This window comes from Kribbella sp. NBC_01505 (assembly GCF_045040285.1).
Taxonomy (GTDB): domain Bacteria; phylum Actinomycetota; class Actinomycetes; order Propionibacteriales; family Kribbellaceae; genus Kribbella.
Genome location: NZ_CP109425.1, coordinates 9008832 through 9028206 on the forward strand (window position 1 = coordinate 9008832; position 19375 = coordinate 9028206).

A 19375-nucleotide genomic window follows, 5' to 3' on the forward strand; every position below is an offset into this window, starting at 1 on the left:
CCAAGTATCTAACTGATTGTCCACTGCTGGAGAGCAGAGCTCGTGTTGGCTTGCTGGGTGACCTTGGCGCCGTCCGTGCTGGCGGCGGTGGTGAGCGCCAGCCCGCTGTGGACCGATGTGAGGGTGTAGGTGCCATTGGCAAGCTTGGTCGCAGTCCACCGTTGGTTGAGACCGCTGGTACAGGTCCACTGGATGATCGCGGTACCCGCCGTGGTCGCGCCACCGTTGACGTCGGCGCAGAGACCCGACGAGTTGTTCTTCAGTGTGTAAGACCCGTCGCTCTGCTGGGTGAAGGTCCACTTCTGGTTCAGGTCGCCGTGGTTCGTCCAGGTGATGAGCTGGGTTCCGGCCGTCGTACTGCGATCCGGATCGTCGAGTGCCTTCCCGCCGGTCGCGATGGTGTGCACGCCGTTGAGGTTCTGCGGTGCGGTCCCGACCTGCGTCAGCGCCAGGGTCTGCTCTGCCCCCGTACGAGTGCCGCCCACGGCGTTGCCGGTCGCGTTGCTCCAATCCCGGGTCGGTGTGGTCTCGGCCAAACGACCAGCAGTTGCGGAGAGCCCGAGGACCAGACCGCTGTGCCTGTTGACGAATCGGAAGGTTCCGCCGGCGTTCGTCACCAGCCACCACTGTTGCCCTGCGGTCGAATCAGCGGTGACGGTCGGCTTCGTGCCCCAGGCGCGACTCGTCGTCGTACCGGCGTCGACGCCGAGAGCGTTCCCGCTCGACACGTTGCGGATCTGGTAGGAACCGTCGCCGACGGCAACGAAGTACCAGCTCTCCAGGGCCGACCCGGACGCCGTACCGACAGAGGTCGTTGCTGTGGACCCGGATTGCTGGGCGAGGACCCGGCCGTCGCCGTTGGCGATCCGATAGGCCTTCGTCAGGTCGAAGGGCGCGGTCGCGGGTGCCGACGAGGTGATCGACAGATTGACGTACTCGCCGGACTTGCCATCGGAGCAGCCGAACGAGCAGTACGTACGGAAGTCCTTGCCGATGATGGTGGAGCTGGTCTTGTTCACGCTGTCGAGGAACCACCGGTACCACGAGGCTGTGGTGTAGCTGCCGGTGTCGCCGATCAGGGTCCACTTCTGGCTGGTCAGATCATCGGTGGCGTAGAACTGTTGGGGAGCCTTGCCGTCCTGGCCCACCGACTGCGGCTCACCGATATACAACCCCAGGTAGGCGTTGTAGGCGATGTCCATCACGAACAGCGGCGAGGTCGGAGAAAGGGTGCCTGCGGCAACCTGCTGATCGACCGTGCCGGTGTTGGTCGGCTTGTACTCCTTCGCGAGCGGCGTGTAACCGTTGGGATTGCTCGCGTCGACCGGCACCAAGTTGCTCTCGCGCCCACTGACCCCGGGCTCCGACCACGCCCCGTCGTACCATTTCTGCCAGGAACTGGGCGCCATCTTCGAAGACATCTTGGCCCGCGCGACATGCTGCCGGAAGTTCTTCCAGCCGCCCGACTTGTCGACGATCCGCGAGCCGTAGTAGACGTAGAAGTAGCCCGAGGCCGCGTCGACGAACAGTCGCTGGTCGCCATCGCCGTACGAGTAGGTCTGGTTCGGGAACGCCGTGGTGTCGTTGCGTTTCGTGCTGTACGGCGACGTGATGACGTGGCTCTTGATCGTCCAGGTCTTGCCCTGGTTCGTGGAGACCGCGTAGTCGATCGCGTCGTAGTGCAAGCCGTCCCCGAAGGGCTGTGGCGTGAACTCGTTGTGCACCAGGCCGTACCAGTCGCCGGTGTCCGGATCGACCCAGACGCCGGCCAGATCGCAGAAGTTCTTCTGCGAGTAGCCCGAGCCGCTCGGAGCGAACGTCGACTCCAGCCCGGTCGGGCTGTTGTTGCACCGCCAGGTGGTGTCGTTGTTCTTGTCGTTCGCGTTCGCCGGATTGACCGCGTTGCTGATCGCGCTCGACTTGGTCGCGGTCTCGAGGTTCGTGCCGGTGTAGAAGTCCCACTTGCGCGGCTCGGTGGCGCCGTACAGGGCGGCGGACTGCTGGAAGTAGAACGTCCCGTCCTTGTCGATGTACGTGCCGGCCGGGGTGTCGGTGGGCGTCGTCCAACTGCCCTTGCTTCCGACTGTGACGGTGTACGACGCCGTGGGCGCCGCGGCGGCCGGGCCGAGACCACCGGCGGCGAGCCCCAGGGCCAGCACGGCGACCACAGCTGTCTTCCGGGAACGGGACATCGGAACTCCTTAGGTCAGGCGGGGTAGCCGGAACCTTAGGATCCATTTGACCGGTAAACAAGCCTTCGCCAGCCTTGACGTTGCTACTGAGGGAACAGATACTCGAAGATCTAGTTGACCGGTCCAACAAATGAGGTTCGCCCGTGGTGACGATGCAGGACGTGGCCACCCGGGCGGGCGTCACCAAGCAGACCGTCTCGAACGTCGTCACCGGACGGGCCGCGGTCCGCCCGGACACGGCCGCGCGGGTCCGGGCCGCGATCGACGACCTCGGCTACAAACCGAACCTGGTGGCGCGCTCCCTGGCGACCGGTACGACGATGACCGTGGGACTGATCGTGCCGACCATCGCCAGCCCGTTCTACTCCGAGATCGTCGAAGAGGTCGAGAACGTCCTGGACGAGCACGGCTACCACCTCGTCCTCGGTACGACGCGCGCCGACGGCGACCGTGCCAAACGGCAGCTCGCCGGCCTGTCCAGCCGACTGGTCGACGCCCTGCTGATCGCAGGCGACCGGGATCTCACCGATCCACTCGCGCTACTACCGGACCCACGCTTCCCGATCGCCTTGTGTGCCTGGGAAACCGAGATCCCCGACTCGCTCCCGGTCGTGACGATCGACTACGAGCACGCGGGCTTCCTGGCCGGCAAACATCTCCGCAGCCTGGGCCACAAGCGAGTGGCAGCGGTGGTCGAGCTCCCAACCCATCACCGCCGGCTGGCCGGCCTGCGCTCAGCCTTCGAGCGGCACCGCCTACGGATCGGCGACGACATGGTCTTCACCCCCACCGAAGCAACCCCAGCCGGCGGCTTCGCCGCAGCCCAAGCAGCCCTCGCCGCCGACCCCGACCTCACCGCAATCTTCGCCTCCCACGACCTGCTGGCCCTCGGCGTACTGGAAGCCGTCAAAGAGTCCGGCCGCTCAGTCCCCGGCGACGTCTCCGTGATCGGCTTCGACGACACCGCCCCCGTAGCCCTGACTCACCCAGCCCTCACCGCCGTGGCCATCCCCGCCCGCCAAATGGCCCAACAAGCAACCACCCTCCTCCTCCGAGCCATCACCGAAGGCACTCCCCCAGTAAACGCCGCCCAACTACTCCGAACCTCCCTAGTAATCCGCAACAGCACCGCCCCAGCCCGCCACTAACTGATCGGTCGCCTCAGCACCACACCACCGTGAAGGGATTCGCGGCAGCCCTCGCGTCGTAGAAGGTCTGGGGTTCGATGAAGTTGTCGAAACAGCGTCGACGTTCCACTTACCGTCGTCGTTGACCGAACTGAGGGACGCCCGGCCCGGACCACACTTCAAACTCCAGTAGCTCGGCCGCTACTCCGCCGCCGACGCCGGGCGCCCCACGCCACGACGTGAACCTGTTCGGGATCACGCTGGCGCGTGGCTGATCCGGCGCTGTGGTTGGTGATTCACGAGCGCCGGTTGCCGTTTCGGGGTGGGTGGTGGCGGTCGGGCCGCGAGCCACCAGCAGTCGTTGGCCTACGGTCTGGCTGCTGGGGTGGCGTTGGTACCCCAGGGGTCACGAAGCCCACTGACATTGCCCGCGTCGACACGAGCCCTGGTGGCGCCGCCCTCGTCGGCACGAGCTCGGCTCGCACTGGTCGAACCGGTACCAGCGTCGTCGGCGTGAGCTCTGCTGACGCCGTCCACGCGAGCATCGGCCCCGCCTAGGCTGCTCGTGCTGGCAGTAGCCGTGCTTGCCCCACCGGTGCGGCCGCTGGCACTAGCGGTGGCGTCGGTCGTGTGGGCAGGGGTGACCCACGCGGCCATGGCAGCAAGCGCGACCGGGTCTGGCGGTGGTGGATCCGCCCAGGATGGGCGACCGACGTGGACGACGCCGCCGGTGATGGTGATGGTCCATTGGTTCTTATGAACCGCCCGGTGGTGCGCAGAACACACCAAGGCAAGATTCTGCAGACTGGTCGGTCCTCCATCGACCCAATGGATCACGTGATGGGCATGACACATCCACGGCGGTGCCTTACACACCACGCAGCCCTTGTCGCGTTTGTTCAAAGCCCGCCGGATATACCGGTTCACGAACCGTTGCTCAGTACCGACATCCAGCGGCTGCGAATCCCCACCCAGCACGATCGGCAGGATCGCCGCATCACAGGCCAGCAAACGGACGGCACCCGCGGACAGGTTCCCACCGAACACCAACTCACCCATCCCACCCGATCCACCAATCGCACCGGCTGCGGCGCTGTTGAAGGCGTCTGGGATGGCGGCAAGAGCGTTCTTCAGGTCGTTGAAGTCGATCGTGACGGTCAGATGCGGCACACCGGGGTAGTCGGGGTTGCCGGCGGCGGCGTCCATGATGACCGTCAGCGCGTCGGCTTGGCGCTGTTGCTGGGTGCGGGGGTCGCGTTCCCCGTCGATTGTCTTGTGCGGCTTGGACAGGGTGTGGATCTGGGTCTTGAACTGTTCGCCGGTGGCACCAGGCAGGAACCCGGTGATCTTCACCCCGCCGTCGACGTCTCGCAGCCGTAGTGACCGTTGGGTGTGGGCCTGGTCTTCGGCGGGTTCTGGGCCGTCGGAGTCCAGGCGGGCGAGGACGTCGCGGCCGAATTTGGCGAGTTCGCGGGTGTTGGTGTGCCGGGCGGCCTGGATCATTTGGCGTTCGGCGACGTCGAGGACCTCGACCGGCACCGTGGCGGGCGCTTTCTCCAGTGTTGACACGATGACTTTGGCCTGGCCGGGTGTCAGAACCGCCGCGTCCTCCGCGTCCGACGGGTCGGCTGGGTCGGCTGGGTCGGCCGTCGGGTGGGCGGGGTTGGGTAGGGCGTCGGTGACGGCAGTGTATTTGGGCAGGGCTGCTGCGAAGGTGAGGTCTTCGCGGACGTCGGTGGGGACGAGTTGGTAGCGCTGGGCGAGGAGTTCAGTGGTGTCGCGGGCGCCGAGTTCTTGGGCGGTGCCGATGTCGTCGAGGCGGCCCATGATTCGCAGTTTCAGGGTGTCGACCAGGGCGGAGATGGCGTGCAGGGTGTCCAGATTGGACAGCAGTTCACCGCCGCTCTGCATGTACACCGGTGGCATCGCCAAGATCTCCATACCCCAAAGCATAGACAGGTCCACCGACAGTTTCCGAGCCCAGAACCCCTTATACACAAAGGAATGTGTGGGCTCTGTTGTGGGCTGATTGTGTGCTCAACTTGCCCACACCTGACCTCAACCAATTTCAGGTGCCCGTGGCCGTGTTGATCGGAAACTTTTCGTCACATGGCGCCGAAGAGTTCCCGGGCTAGCCGCCACTTCACGCACCCCAGTCGCAGCCCGTCGGCCCCAGACAAACGGAGAGCGCGGTCGCCGGGCTCGCCAACCCCCTCAACCATCCGCACACCTCGCCGTGCGCTTCAGTCGACCGCCTCCGGCGGCCGGGACGCCGGGTGCAGGCCGAAAGGACTCGGCCGGGGACGTGCGCTGCGGTTGCTCGCCGCGACCGGCCGATCTGAAAGACAGCATGGCTGGCCGCCGCAGTGGCTGAGGTAGATAGCGAGGCCGGCGGCCGGCGGTGAACGTGACCTGGGCTAGTGGGCTTTGGTTGCGGTGCAAAAGAGAGGCCGGCCGCTGGTCTCGGCCTTTCACGGGGCTAGTCGTCGTCGGTGATGGTGCCGGTCAGCGGGGTTGGCTGGTTGAGGGTGGCGCCTACTACCTCGGTCAGGTTGAGCGTGAAGGATTCGGTGGGTTCCGGGGTTTTGTCGTCCACCAGGTTGAGTTGGAGCTCGCCGGTGGTTTGGCCTGGGGCTACGAAGCCGTAGACGAAGCGGTCCGGTGGGTTGGTCCCGGTATCGCCCGGTACGGCGTAGTCCTGGCGGAGGGTCGCGGTGCCGTCTACCAGGAGGCCGGAGGTGTAGGCGAAGATGTCGCTCGGGGCGGAGAGGGTGAGGGGGAAGCTCAGGGTGCCCGCGTTCTCGGTGGCGGTGGCGGAGCCGATCGTCAGCACAGGGGTCGGGTCGTCGTCGAGGACTTTGACGTTGCCGAACGAGTCGCCCAGCTGGGCTTCCTTGGGCGCCGAGAGGACGATGCTGACGTAGGACTTGTCGAAGCCGTCTCTGGGGTTGCCGGTGACTGTCAACTGCAGGTTCTTGCGGGTCTGGCCGGGAGTGAACGTCAGGTCGGCGGCTGTCTTCACTATTTGGCCGATCGACTCGGCGTGCACCGTCACTGGACGGATGCTCGGACGAGACAGCTGCACCGCCACATCGAAGGTCTGGGTGCCCGCATCGCCTTCCTGGACGGCGCCTTTGACGCTCGCCGCCGACAGCTTGGGCAAGTTGGCCGGCCCGGACTTGCCGAGGCTCGGAGTAGCGAACGCCAGGTCGGAGATGAACACAGTGCCGGAGTCGACCAGGTCGGTCCGCAGCTCGATCGCACGGATGTCCCGAAGGTCGACTGCAGTCAACGACGCGGTCGGGATCCGGACCGTGCGCAGGAGGTTCTTGGGCAGACCGGCGCCAGGCGAACCCGGCATCCGCAGCAATGCGTCACTGACCGCGGAGACCGGCACCGACGCCGACCGGCCCCGGCCGTCGACCACCCGGACGGTGAGGTCGGTCTTCGGCGCACCGGCCGGATCCGGAGTCGCGCGGAAGGAGAGGGCGGCGTACTTGCGCACGTCTCGTTGGGGCGCAGGGACGTCGATCCGTACGACGCCGGTCCGGCCCGTCCAGGTCAGCTTGGTGACGGCCGTCGTCTGTGCCTGCGTTGCGAACGCCGCGGCAACCCAGTGCGGCGAGTTCGACGGTTCGTCGGTTGTCACGCAGGCGGCGAGCGCCTCGGTCTGCTGCGTACCGGCGCACACCGTCGCGCTGGCCGGGCCTGTGACGGCACCCGCCGGTAGCGCCTGGTCGAAGGGCTGCACGTCCTGACGCGTCGCCGCCGGGGCCTGCGAGACGACCCGGACGATGGCCTTGCCGGCCGACTTCGGGTGGCTGTTGGTGCCGTCGAGCAACGGGAGCAGTGACGTCTCGTGGCCGAGTTGCAACCGGAAGAACCCTGCCACGTACGCCGTTCCGGCCGCCTGCTGCTCGATCGCGGTCAACCGGCTCGGCGACTGCGGGTTACAAGGCCCGGGGCTGGTGTCGGACCAGTCGTCATTGGACGGCGCCTCCGACTGGCCTGGTGTCCATTCGGTGTTGAAGAAGTTGTGGTTGGTTCCCAGGATCGTGACGGTCGATCGCGGCGCTGCGTCGCCGGTGATCGAATTGCGTGTGTCGTCGAAGAACTTCTGGCCTTGCAGGTCGGCGACATCGCCGTCGCAGTACGGGAGGATCACACTCATCGCGACGCCGGGGACGGTCGCCCGCGCGAAGTCGGTCGGCGCGAGCGGCAGGACCGCGCGGATGCCGTACTGGCCGCCGCGATCCGCGTTCAGAACTGCCGCCCGAGCGACGCCCTCACCACCGCGCGAGTGACCCATCAGGCCGACATTGTTCAGGTCGACCTTGCCGACGTACTGGCGGCCGAAGGGTCCACCGCCCACCGTCGACCAGGTCTTCCACAGATCCAGATGATGCAGGATCAGCTCGGCGCGCGCCTGGGCGCCGTAGTCGAAAGCCCTGGCGTCACTCGCGTTCACGGCATTGGCGCTGATCGACACGACCTGGTATCCGTGGCTCGCGAGCGCCTGGGCCGGCCCGTCGTACCCGCGGTAGCTCGGAATCGGCTTCTCATCGGCGGCGCACGGCCAGGCTTTGATGCCCAGGATCCGGGTCCCGCCATAGCAGACCTCGTGCCGGCCGTGCAGGAAGATGACGAGCGGCCGCGCACCCGGCGCGCCTTGCGGTGCGTAGACCTTACCGATCACCTCGGCCCTGCGCTCCAGCCCGGGCAGGTAGACGGCCTCATCGCCGAGGTTGTACTCCGCGGTGCGGACCGCGTACTTGCCTGCCGCGCCGGGATCGACGGGCAACGGTGGGCCTTGCGGCGCGTTCGCCCAGTCCTCGTCGGTGTTCTCGCCAGCGATCTTGTGCTGCCGCGCGGTCGCCTGCCCCGGCCAGAGCAGCTCGACCTTACGCGCGTCGAGCACGGTCTTGTCGGTGCTGAGCAGGGAGAGTGTGCGGCCGTCCGGCGACTGCCGGGCCACACCGACCGGTACGCCGTCGACGGCGAGCATGGGCAACGCGTCCCGGACCGGCAGCGGTTTGTCGAGCAGCAGCGTCACCTGATAGCCGCCGTCGACGGGGCGAATCTGCCAGTTCTCTCCTTGGACAACCGCTGGGCCTGGAGATGCGGCGTGAGCGGTGGGAGCCAACAGGGGCCCCGCGAGCAGGACGATCACCAGTCCGGTACACCGGAGCAGCCGCATAGCGTTCCCTTCGCCAGATGACAGACGCCACGGGAACTCTGCAGCAGATCACGTGGATCCGGCGCGAGGTGGCAGCAACCTGCAACCCGCAACCCGGCGGCTACGGCGTTGGGGTGTCCGACGGGGTCGGGGTGTCCGAGGGCGTCGGCGTCGGCGTGGGTGTGGGGGTCGGCGTCGGCGTCGGCGTGGGGGTCGGCGTGGGACGCGGAGTCGGGGTCGGCGTCGGCGTTGGGGTGGGGGTCGGCGTGGGTGTTGGCGTCGGGGTCGCTGACGGCGTCGTCGAAGGCGGCGGGGTCGGCTGGCTGTCCTGAGTAGGCACCGTCGGCGGCGGAGTGTTCGACGTACTGACACTCGTGCTCGGACGTGGGCCGATGTCGACGGTCGGCGGCAGGTCGTCGCCCCGGTTCTGCAGCAGGATGGCAGTCGTGATCGCGCCGACGATGACCAGCACGCTCGCAGCGGCGATCAGCCAGGTCGTCGTCGATCGCGGCGAAGTCGGCCCCCTCGTCGCCGGCCCCGTCGTCGCCGGCACCGCAGGAGCGGGCGTCGTCATCGGCTGGGTAACGACCACCGGGGCCGGCGTCCAGCTACCGGTAGCGAGTTGCGCGGCCGTCGGGCGTTCCGCTGGGTCCTTGGCGAGCATCTGCAGCAGCAGGGGCTCGAGCGGCCCGGCGAGCTCGGCGCGCAGCTGACTCGGCGGAACCGGCTCGGTATCGACGTGCTGGTAGAGCACAGCCGTCGGATGGTCGCCCGTGAACGGCGGCCGGCCGGTGACCAGCTCGTACAGGACACATCCGAGTGCGTAGATGTCGGCCTCGGGACCGGCCTGCCTACCCTGCGCACGCTCGGGTGACAGGTAGTAAGGGCTGCCCAGGATCTGACCGGTGACCGTCAGCTCACTGGCCTCCGAGCCGGACATCTGCGCGATGCCGAAGTCCGCCAGCTTGACGGTCCCGTCCGTGGCGACCATCAGGTTGCTGGGCTTGATGTCGCGATGCACGACGTCCTCGGCATGGGCAGCCATCAGCCCGGCCGCGGCCTGCTTGACGATTCCGATCGCCCGATCCCACGGCACCGGACCGCTCTCGGCCAGCTCACCGGCCACCGAACGTCCCTCGACCAGCTCCATCACCAGATAGAACGAGTCGTCGTACTGACCGAAGTCGTAGACCGCCACGATGTGCGGATCGCTCAGCCGCGCGGCCGCCCGCGCCTCACGCCGGAAGCGCTCGGCCGCCGACGGGTCCGCGCTCGACCGGAGCATCGTCTTCACCGCGACCACTCGGCCGAGTGCCTCGTCGGTCGCGCGATGCACCTCGCCCATGCCACCACGGCCGAGCGACTCGCCCAGCCGGTACCGCCCTGCGATCAGCATCCGTTCCTCGTACCCACCCCGTCGACGCGGCAACCCGCTCGCTCGGGCACCGAGGGTCGAGGTTACCCGGAGCGACCAAAAACCTCACGATCGGGCGCTGAAGGCCTCGATCGTGAGCGCGGCGAAACGACGTGACGCCGTACGACGGGCCTGCGGCGATCTGCCGGGGATACCGCGGTGGGCCGAGAGCATCAGGGTCAGATCGTCGAGCGTGAAGTCCGCGCGCAGCTGCCCGCTCTTCTTGGCGCGCTGGGCGAGCTCGGCGACGACGCCCAGCGTGTACTCGCGGTGTGTCCGCAGGTCTGCGAGGTCCGGATAGGTCGCGAGGAACGCCTCGGTGAAGCCGCGGCTGCGCGCGTTCGCCTCGCAGATCCGCTCGATCACCCGGCGGAACCCGGTCCACGGATCGGGCTCGGCCAGACCGTCGTCGACGATCGTGTGACAGCTCCGGACCTGCTCGGCGAAGGCCTCGACCGCGAGGTCCTGCTTGGTCGGGAAGTGCCGGTAGAGCGTCGCCGGACCGACTCCGGCATGCCGGGCGATCTCACGCATCGTGACCGTCAGGCCCTCGGTCGCGAACAGTTCGTACGCCGCCGCGACGATCCGCTCGCGGTTGTCGGCGGCATCGGCACGCAGGGAACGAGACAGTTCGACGCTCATCTCTCTCACTCTACCTAACCGGACGCAGGCGTCCGTTACGTTCGAAACACAGGCACACTCGACTTGAAGGAGTAGTTGTGAAGGCGGTTGTGGTTCAGACCTTCGGAACCCCGGACGGTATGGCGGTCGTCGACGTACCGGCCCCCGAGCCCGGCCCGGGTCAGGTGGCGATCGCGGTCGAGGCGACCGGAGTGGGCGGCGTCGACGCCGTCATCCGCCGCGGCACGCTCGGCGGGTACGGCTTCAGCCCCGGTCACATCCTCGGCTCGGAGGTCGCCGGGACCGTGACCGGCGTCGGCGCCGAGGTCGATCCGTCCTGGATCGGGGAACGCGTCTGGGCCTTCACTGGCACCGGCGGCGGGTACGTCGAACAGGCCGTCGCGGCCGTGGCCGACCTGGAACGGATCCCCGCCGGGCTGACGAACGAGGCCGCCGTCGCTCTCGGCAACTCAGGATCCGTCGCCCACTTCGCCTTGCGGCACGCCCATTTCACGCCCGGCGAATCCGTGCTGATCCGAGGCGCGGCGGGCAGCATCGGCCTGCTGGCCGTCCAGCTCGCGGCCCAGGCGGGGAGCGAGGCGATCGCCGTGACCACCTCCTCCCCCGAGCGCGGCCTCCGACTCCGCGAGCTGGGCGCGACCCACGTTCTCGATCGCTCAGGCAGCGGCGACGGCCCAGCGACGTACGACGTCATCCTCGATGTGGTCGCCGGTCCCGACCTGCCCGCCTTCATCCCGAGGCTCTCCCCCAACGGCCGGCTGGTCCTGCTGGGTGTGATCGCCGGTCTGCCGCCGGCCGACCTCAGCAGCCACCTGATGCAGTCGTTCCAGCGGTCGTTGTCCCTGGCAACGTTCAGCCTGGACACGATCTCCCGGCCGGCTCGTGCACTCGTCCGCCGCGACCAGTTCGCCGCCGCGGCCCGCGGCGAACTGCACCCCGTCGTACACGACATCCTCCCGCTCGACGAAGCCGCCAAGGCTCACGAGCAGATGGACGCCGGCCAGGTCTTCGGCCGGATCGTCCTCACCCCCTGATCAGACGTGGCCGGGATCGAAGCGCAGCAGTACGCCGCGCGAGAACGCGGTTGAGTTCTCGGTACCGATGTAACCGACGACCCAGGTCGTCTTTCGGACAGGGTCCCAGACCACTTCCCGGGCAGTCAGCTTCTGCGCCTTGTCCGCCGCGGAAACCTTGCCGCTCTCGCCCGGCAGCAGGGGCGGCGCCTGAATCACCCGATCGGCGCCGTCCTTCGGATGGTGCAGGCCGGCCTCCGGCAGAATGATGCCGCCCGCACCGTCCGGTCCGGCCGGCCAGCTGTACAGGGTCTGCGACGCCTTGGTCCAGCGCGATCCGTCCCACTGCAGCACGATCTTCTCGTCCTCCCGATCGGCCCCCGGGTCCGTGAAGATGTGGTGCAGACCGAACGCCCACGCACGGTCGGGTGCCACCGGCACGACACTGTCCAGAGTCGCCGATTCGTTTCCCCGTGGCTGGTCCGGAAAGTCGTACGACGGCGTCGGCGTCCGCTGCCAGGTCTGCCCGTCGAAATGCCACAGTGCGGGCTCCGACAGTCCGGTCTTGCCCGGCAGGTAGCCCGCCGCCCAGATGCTGTCCGGTGCGACCGCCGACAACTCCACAGCCTGGACGGTCTGCCCCTTCCACTGCAGGCCGTCCCAGTGCCGCACCACCTGGCCAACCGAATCGATCGCCCAGATGTCGTCCGGCCCCAGCGCCAGAACCTGTACCGGGCTGAACCCAGCAGGCGCGGTCTGCCATTGGCTGCCGTCCCACCGCCAGGCACGGGGCCTGTCGGCGACCTTGGCGAAGAGCCAGACGAACGGCGACTCAGGCGACGCCGCCAGACTCACGTTGGCGAGGTCCCGGGCGCCGGCGTACTCCCGCGGAGGCTCGGCCGGCACCCACTTGCCATCGGTGAGCCGCAGCAGCACCGCCTTGTCGACCTCGGACCCGGCCGGGGTCTCCTGGCCGAGCGCCCAGACAGCGTCCTTGGCGACCGCGAGATAGTTCATCGCCGAGCTCGCAACCGGGCTCGAGTACTCCGTCACCCACGCCGCCGGCCGCGGCGGCTCCGGCGGTGTTGCTGCCGGCTCGGTGCCGCCGCCGCTACATCCGGCGCTGACCAGCAACACCACACCAAGACAGACTCCCCAACGCCGAGCAGCTCGCATCTCCCCACGCTATCGAAACCCCCGTCCGGCTATCGCCCCTGGCCTGCACCGGCCATGTGCATCGGGTGTCCGGAACTGGTCGGCAGGTGTTCATTACGTTCTGAGCTTCAAGGATTGCGTGGCGTCACTGCTTCGGTTGTTCTGGTCTGCGTCGTGACCAGAGAGAAGGAGCATGATGATTCCCGAACACAAGACCGGGGTCGGCCGGCGGGCGGTGCTTCGCGGTGCCGTCATCGGGGCGCTCGCCGCCGCGCCGCTTCCCCTTGCCCATCGCCTGACCGGTTCTGCCCCGGCTTCGGTCCCCGCTTCGGCCGCTGCTCCCGCGGCCGCATGTGTGGACCTGCCGCTGGTCGGCGGGTCCGAGTTCCCGATCGGCGTGTTCTGGCCACCGCCGCCGTACCAGACGACGGTCGAGCGGTACGGCGAGATGCGGGACGCGGGGTTCAACTTCGTGATCACGGGCAACTACGTCGACGATCAGGCGATCATCCGGCACACGCTGGCGATCGCCGAGCAGGTCGGTCTGAAGGTGCTGGTCTCGAGCGATCCCGACGTGCAGAACATGGCGCGGCGGTTCACGATCAGCGACAACCGGTCGGTGCCGATGTCGATCACCACCGCGGACGCCCGGACGTTGCTGACCAACTCGCTGAACCAGTACCGCGGGTTCGAGTCGTTCGCCGGGTTCAGCCTCGGTGACGAGCCGCCGGAGTCGCAGCTCGACTCGCTCGGCAAGGCGTTCACGATCGCTCGCGAGCAGGCGCCGACGTACACGCCGTACTCGAATCTCGTGCCTGGCACCGGCCAGGGCTACAAGGACATGGTCCACCGCTTCGTCACCACCTGCCGGCCGCCGATGCTGTCGTACGACCGGTACCCGCTGCTGACCTCCGGCGAGGACCCGAACTACTTCGAGAACTGGGCGATCATCCGCGCCGAGGCGCTGCTCGCGAACATCCCGTCCTGGGTGTTCGTCCAGAGCGTCGAGTACTCCGGTCACCGGTTCCCGACCCAGGCCGAGCTGCTGTGGAACATCAACACGAGCCTCGCCTACGGGTGCAAGGGCATCCAGTACTTCACCTACTGGCAGCCCGATCCCGCCCGCGGCGAGAACTTCGGCCGCGCGATCACGACGCTCGACGGCACCCACACCCCTCTGTACGACGCCGCGAAGGCGATCAACACGGGTTGGCTCCGCCCGGTCGGCGTCGAGCTCAAGCCGCTGGTCTCCGAGCGGGCGCTGCATGCGAACCACACCCCGCCACCAGGAACGGTCGGCTTCACTGCGGACTCCTACATGACCGGTACGTCGGGGAGCCCCGCCGTACTGGGGCTGTTCCGGCCGACCGATGCCGCCAAGACCCGTTGGTTGCTGATCGCCAACCGGCAGTCCGGGGCGAGCTCGACCACGACCGTTTCGTTGAACCAGACAACGGTCACGAAGGTGTCGGTCTTCGATCCGGCGACCCGCGGCTACACGGCCCAGGCCGACAAGACCAAGATCGTCGCCACCCTGGCACCCGGGGCCGCGGCCCTCTACCGGCTCGACGCATAAGGGGACGAGATGCGCACCCAGCTCCTCAGTCAGCTGATCACCGGCGGCGTCGCGGCCGCTGTCGCCGCGGCAGTGATCGCGGTCCCGAATGTCTTCTCGAAGGACACCACGCAGGTTGCCGCGCCGGCTGCCGTCTGCACCTACAACTGGTATCTGTCGAACAGCCGGACGTCAGGCACGGCAACGATCCCAGCGTTTGCCTATGGCAACACTCCGATGCTTCCGCTCGCCGGCAACTGGGACGGCGTCGGCGGCGATACGCCCGGCGCGTACAGCCCGGACGACCACAAGTTCTTCCTGACGAACAATTTCAACGGCGGCGTCGGCCAGGTGACCATTGCCTTCGGCAACATCGGCGACCGCCCGATCGTCGGGGACTGGGACGGCGACGGCACCGACGAGGTCGGCACCTACACCCCGTCGACCGGCACCTTCACCAAACGCGCGGCCAACGGCACGACGGCCACGGTCGTGTACGGCGGTCCGTACCGGATGCCGTTGATCGGCGACTGGAACGGCGACGGCGTCGACGATGTCGGCGTCTACCGCGCCGCCGACGCGGCCTTCGACCTCAAGCTCGCCGACGGCAGCACCCGGTCCTTCGTGTACGGCGACGCGTACTGGAAGCCGCTGACCGGCGACTGGAACGGCGACGGCCGGGACGAACCGGGCCTCTACAACCCGGCCAACGCGACCTTCTACTTCCGGATGAGCGGGATCGATCCCACCGAGACCACGGAGAAGATCCGGTACGGCGACACCGGCGACCGGCCGCTGGTCGGCGACTGGGACGGCAACCGGACCAGCAGCCAGGGCATCATCCGGTCCTGAGCGTTTGCTGGAACGGCAAGGGAGTTTGTCGATCGCGCAGCCAGGACGGAAGCTGGTGACATGACGACTGCAGAAGAGCATTGGGACGCCCGGTACGCCGAGAGCACGCGGATCTGGAGCGGTAAGCCGAATGCCGCGCTGGTGGTCGAGGTCGCCGGTCTCACTCCCGGGCGCGCGCTCGACCTCGGCTCCGGTGAAGGCGGTGACGCCATCTGGCTGGCCCAGCAGGGCTGGCAGGTGACGGCCGTCGACGTCTCACCGATCGCGCTCGGCCGGGCCGAGCAGCACGCCAAGGAGGCCGGTGTCGACGAGCAGATCGAGTGGCAGCACCACGAGCTCGGCAAGTCGTTCCCGACCGGCACCTTCGACCTGGTGTCCGCGCAGTTCCTGCACTCGACGATCGACCTGCCCCGCGAGCAGATCCTCCGGCAGGCAGCCCAGGCGGTGGCTGCCGGAGGCATCCTGCTCGTCGAAGGACACCTCGAGTTCCCCGACAAGGCCCGGCACGACGGCCATGCCGACGTACATTTCCCGACGCCTGCCGAGGTCGCCGCCGACCTCGGCCTCGGCGACGACTGGGAGATTCTGACCTCCGCGGCGCACGACAGCGTCAAGGTGATCGACGGCAACGAGGTGCACTACCAGGACGGCACGCTGAAGGCCCGCCGTCGCGCGGTCACGACCTGAGTTGGGGCGGCTCGACGCCGAGGGCCTGGAGGGTTTCGGTGTAGCGGTCGATGTTGCGGAGCTTGACGGACTCGTAGCCGCGGACGACGTCGGGCAGCTCGGCGAGCTGCACGGCGCGGTCGTACGACGCCTGGTCCAGGCCGGCGGCCAGCTCGGTGACCATGGTGCGGTAGTGGTCGCGCAGGGTGCGCTCGACCTTGCGGAGGTGGGCGTAGCCGAAGAGGTCGGCCCGGGTGCCACGCAGCGACTTCAAGCGGGCCAGTACGCGCAGTGTCACGTGAGACTTGGGGCCGAAGGACATCTTCTTCGTGCGGCCCATCGCGCGCAGTACCGGCGGGTGCAGCTTGAAGGAGACCGTGCCGCCGGGGAAAGCCTCTCCGGTGCTGCCGAGGAACTCCGGGTCCGTGAGCAGCCGAGCGACCTCGTACTCATCCTTGTACGCCGTCAACTTGAACAGGTTCCGAGCGACCGCCTCGGTGAAGCGGGTCTCAGTGCTGACCGCCTGCTCGGCAGCCGCGATCCGAGCGACAAAGTCGACGTACGAGTTGGCGAGCTTCATGCTCTGGTATCCGACCAGATCAGTAGCGCGCTGCGCGACGAGCCGGTGCACTTCGCCTGTCAGGCCGGCGGCCGCAACTGAAGCCGGTACGACGCGGGTGCGGGCCTGCGCGGGAGTCGTTCCGGCGACGCGGAAGGCGGCCGGGTCGGTGACCGCCACCCGGCCCCAGCGGAACGCGGCGACGTTCGCAGCGACCGCGGTGCCGTTGATCTTGATGGCTTCCTCGATGGCCGCGGCCGGCAGCCGGAGGGCGCCGGTCTGGTAGGCGGCGCCGACGAGCAGGAAGTTCGCTGCGATCGTGTTGCCGAAGATCCGGCCGGCAGCCTCGAGCGCGTCGAAGTCGAAGGTCTCCGCGCCGGCCGTGCGGACGCGCTCCAGGAGTCCTGCCTCGTCCGGGTGCTGGACAGCTGGGTCGTAGACCATCGCGCCGGTCGCGGTGCGGCTGGTCGAGACGACGATCCGGGTCGAAGCCGAGTTGCCGTAGGCAACGTTCCGGTCCTCGGCGAGGGTGAGCAGGTCGAAGCCGAGGAGGCAGTCCGCGGATCCGGGGGTGAGCCGGTTGGCCGGTTCGAGGTCGCCGTCGGCGAACCGCAGGTGACCGGTGACCGGTCCGGCCTTCTGACTCAGACCCGTCTGGTCGAGCGACTCAGCGGCGTACCCGGCTCTGAGTGCCGCGGTGGCGAGCACCTGGTTGACCGTGACGATGCCCGTGCCGCCGATGCCGGCCATGAAGACGTTCTGGGTGCCGGTGACGCGCTCTTCCGCGCTGCTCGGCGCGGCCGCAGGCGGAGTCGGGAAGGCCTTGCGCGCTTTGGTCTTGGTGTTCTTCGTTTCCACCGTCACAAACGACGGGCAGTCGCCGTCGAGGCAGCTGTAGTCGGTGTTGCAGGAGGTCTGCTCGATGCGGGTCTTGCGACCGTACTCCGTGTCGACCGGCTGTACGGACAGGCAGTTGCTCTTCACACCACAGTCGCCGCAGCCCTCACAGACCGCCTCGTTGATGACCACGCGCTGCGTGCGGGTCGGCAGGCTGCCGCGCTTGCGCTGACGGCGGGCGTCGGCGGCACAGTGCTGGTCATAGATCAGCACTGTCACGCCAGGAACCTCACGCAGCATCCGCTGTGCCTCGTCGAGGCGGTCGCGGTCCCAGAGCAGAGTGCCGGGCGCAAGGTCGCGGCGACGGTGCCGGCTTGGCTCGTCGGCGCAGACGACGATCTGCTTCACACCCTCGGTGCGGAGCTTGTGCGTCAACTGCGGCACGGTGAGCGCGCCTTCGGCGTCCTGAGCGCCGGTCATCGCGACCACGTCGTTGTAGAGCACCTTGTAGGTGATGTTCACGCCGGCAGCGATACAAGCCTGTACGGCGAGCTGCCCGGAGTGGAAGAACGTACCGTCACCGACGTTCTGGAAGATGTGGCCGGCATCGGAGAACCATGCCTGACCGATCCACTGCGCACCCTCGCCGCCCATCTGGGTGACACCGGTGACGGCGCTGTCCTCGCGGTCGGAGATGGTGACCATGGCGTGGCAGCCGATCCCGCCGCCGCCCATCGAGCCCTCGGGCAGCGCGGTGGAGCGGTTGTGCGGACAGCCGCTGCAGAAGTAGGCCGAGCGGCTGGTCGAGAGCAGCGGGAGCGGGATCCGCTTCGGAGCAGGCGGTGTGATCGTGACCAGGTCTGCCAGCAGGTGCCGCATCGGGGCGAGCAACCGGCCCGAGGTGAGCTCGCCGTCCGCGGGAATCAGTGCACGGCCGCCGGTGTCACGTTTGCCGACGATCTGCGGCGCGTTCGCCGTACCGTAGAGGATCTCGCGGATCTGCGTCTCCACGAACGACGTCTTGTCCTCGACCACGACGATGCGGTCGAGTCCCGCGGCGAACGAGCGAATGGTGCTGGTGGCAACCGGGCTCATCAGGCCGAGCCGCAGCACCCGGACTCCAGCCTGGGCGAGCGCTTCCTCGGTCACTCCGAGGTCAGTCATTGCCTGGCGCATCGAGTCGTAGCAGCTACCCGAGGCGACGAATCCGACGCTGGCCTGGATCGGGTCGATGTCGAGAACGTCCAGGTGGTTCGCGGCGGCGTACGCGCGCACCAGCTCGGTCCGGGGGCCGACCAGGTCAGCTTCGGCGCGCACGATGGCGTCCGGGCGGAGAACCATCGGACGCTGCTCGTAGGTGTAGGGCTTGCCGTCCCACTCGATCGTGGGGACGACCGGCTCGATACTGCCTGCGACGTCGTCGACCGCCCAGGCGCCGTCGGCGACATCCGCGACGATCTTGAGTGCGACGACGCAACCCGTCGCGCGCGACATCTCGATCGCGTGCAGGCCCAGCGTCACGATCTCGGCCGCGTTGCGCGGGAAGAGGACCGGAATCCCCAGCGCAGCAAGCGATCGCTCACTCACCGCCGGGACGGTCGAGGACTTCGACGCGGGATCGTCGCCGACCAGGAGAACAGCACCGCCACGCGGATTGACGCCGTACATGTTGGCGTGGCGTAGTGCATCGGTGGCGCGGTCCACGCCGGGGCCCTTGCCGTACCAGAAGCCGGTGACGCCGTCGTGCGTGCTGGTGCCGCGGGGTAGGTCGATCTGACTCCCCCACACCGAGGTTGCGGCGAGCTCTTCGTTCAGACCGGGCACGAAGCGGATGTCGTTCGCGTCGAGCACGTTCTGCAGGTCGGCGAGCAGCTTGTCGAGGCCGCCGAGCGGACTGCCCTGGTAGCCCGACACGAAGGACGCCGTCCGCAGCCCGCGACGCCGATCCAGGGCGCGGTGCTCCACGAGAAGCCGTGCGATCGCCTGGACGCCGGTAAGCAGCGTCGACGGACCGGACGGCCGGAAACGATCGGCGAGGTCGTACGGCGGTGCGGCGAGCCGCTCCACTGTGATCTCGGCGGGGGCGATGGTCGTCATCGGCTCTCCAGGTGGTCCGCGGCGGTTCCCAAGAGCCTGCGGTCTGGGTGGGCGGCGTCACAAGAGTCGCCGTCGAGTTTGGCGACGATC

Annotated in this window: 12 protein-coding genes; 5 read left to right on the forward strand and 7 right to left on the reverse strand. The window is 68.1% G+C overall.

The features are described 5' to 3' along the window. Nucleotides 1–8: 8 nt before the first annotated feature. Nucleotides 9–2192, reverse strand: coding sequence for an RICIN domain-containing protein (locus tag OG474_RS42100; protein WP_405059275.1), 2184 nt, complete (start codon nt 2190–2192; stop codon nt 9–11). Between the two features lie 152 nt (nt 2193–2344). Here OG474_RS42100 and OG474_RS42105 point away from each other — a divergent pair, with 152 nt between their 5' ends. Continuing rightward, nucleotides 2345–3340 (forward strand): LacI family DNA-binding transcriptional regulator, encoded by a 996-nt coding sequence (locus OG474_RS42105; RefSeq protein WP_405064670.1) that lies wholly within the window; start codon nt 2345–2347, stop codon nt 3338–3340. Nucleotides 3341–3685: 345 nt separating this feature from the next. Here OG474_RS42105 and OG474_RS42110 read toward each other — a convergent pair whose 3' ends face one another. The 4 genes from OG474_RS42110 to OG474_RS42125 all read right to left on the reverse strand — a co-directional run bounded on the left by OG474_RS42110 (nt 3686) and on the right by OG474_RS42125 (nt 10551). Continuing rightward, complete coding sequence (locus OG474_RS42110) at nt 3686–5260, reverse strand: DUF222 domain-containing protein (protein WP_405059276.1); 1575 nt, start codon at nt 5258–5260, stop codon at nt 3686–3688. Nucleotides 5261–5798: 538 nt separating this feature from the next. Then, on the reverse strand, nt 5799–8516 hold the full coding sequence (locus OG474_RS42115; protein WP_405059277.1) for a hypothetical protein: 2718 nt from the start codon (nt 8514–8516) through the stop codon (nt 5799–5801). A 100-nt stretch (nt 8517–8616) separates the two neighbouring features. Continuing rightward, nucleotides 8617–9891, reverse strand: coding sequence for a protein kinase domain-containing protein (locus OG474_RS42120; protein ID WP_405059278.1), 1275 nt, complete (start codon nt 9889–9891; stop codon nt 8617–8619). An 84-nt stretch (nt 9892–9975) separates the two neighbouring features. Further along, nucleotides 9976–10551: a TetR/AcrR family transcriptional regulator gene (locus tag OG474_RS42125; RefSeq protein WP_405059279.1), complete on the reverse strand. Its 576-nt coding sequence runs from the start codon at nt 10549–10551 to the stop codon at nt 9976–9978. Nucleotides 10552–10628: 77 nt separating this feature from the next. On the opposite strand from OG474_RS42125, the gene OG474_RS42130 reads away from it, so the two are divergent. Continuing rightward, nucleotides 10629–11585 carry a zinc-binding dehydrogenase gene (locus OG474_RS42130; RefSeq protein ID WP_405059280.1) on the forward strand — a complete coding sequence of 319 codons (957 nt, stop codon included), beginning with the start codon at nt 10629–10631 and terminating at the stop codon, nt 11583–11585. Here the strand turns inward: OG474_RS42130 and OG474_RS42135 are convergent, their stop codons facing one another. Further along, nucleotides 11586–12740, reverse strand: a complete 1155-nt coding sequence (locus tag OG474_RS42135) for a hypothetical protein (protein WP_405059281.1) — start codon at nt 12738–12740, stop codon at nt 11586–11588. A 172-nt stretch (nt 12741–12912) separates the two neighbouring features. Here OG474_RS42135 and OG474_RS42140 point away from each other — a divergent pair, with 172 nt between their 5' ends. From OG474_RS42140 to OG474_RS42150, 3 genes are read left to right on the forward strand one after another with little or no spacing between them, the layout of a single operon-like run. Next, the gene (locus OG474_RS42140; RefSeq protein ID WP_405059282.1) at nt 12913–14295 is read left to right on the forward strand and encodes a hypothetical protein; all 1383 of its coding nucleotides are present in this window, start codon (nt 12913–12915) and stop codon (nt 14293–14295) included. 9 nt (nt 14296–14304) lie between these two features. Beyond that, nucleotides 14305–15126, forward strand: coding sequence for a hypothetical protein (locus OG474_RS42145; RefSeq protein WP_405059283.1), 822 nt, complete (start codon nt 14305–14307; stop codon nt 15124–15126). A 60-nt stretch (nt 15127–15186) separates the two neighbouring features. Next, the gene (locus OG474_RS42150) at nt 15187–15813 is read left to right on the forward strand and encodes an SAM-dependent methyltransferase (RefSeq protein WP_405059284.1); all 627 of its coding nucleotides are present in this window, start codon (nt 15187–15189) and stop codon (nt 15811–15813) included. Here the strand turns inward: OG474_RS42150 and OG474_RS42155 are convergent. Further along, on the reverse strand, nt 15803–19285 hold the full coding sequence (locus OG474_RS42155; protein ID WP_405059285.1) for an indolepyruvate ferredoxin oxidoreductase family protein: 3483 nt from the start codon (nt 19283–19285) through the stop codon (nt 15803–15805). The two genes, OG474_RS42150 and OG474_RS42155, sit on opposite strands and share 11 nt — an antisense overlap. Between the last annotated feature and the right edge of the window lie 90 nt (nt 19286–19375).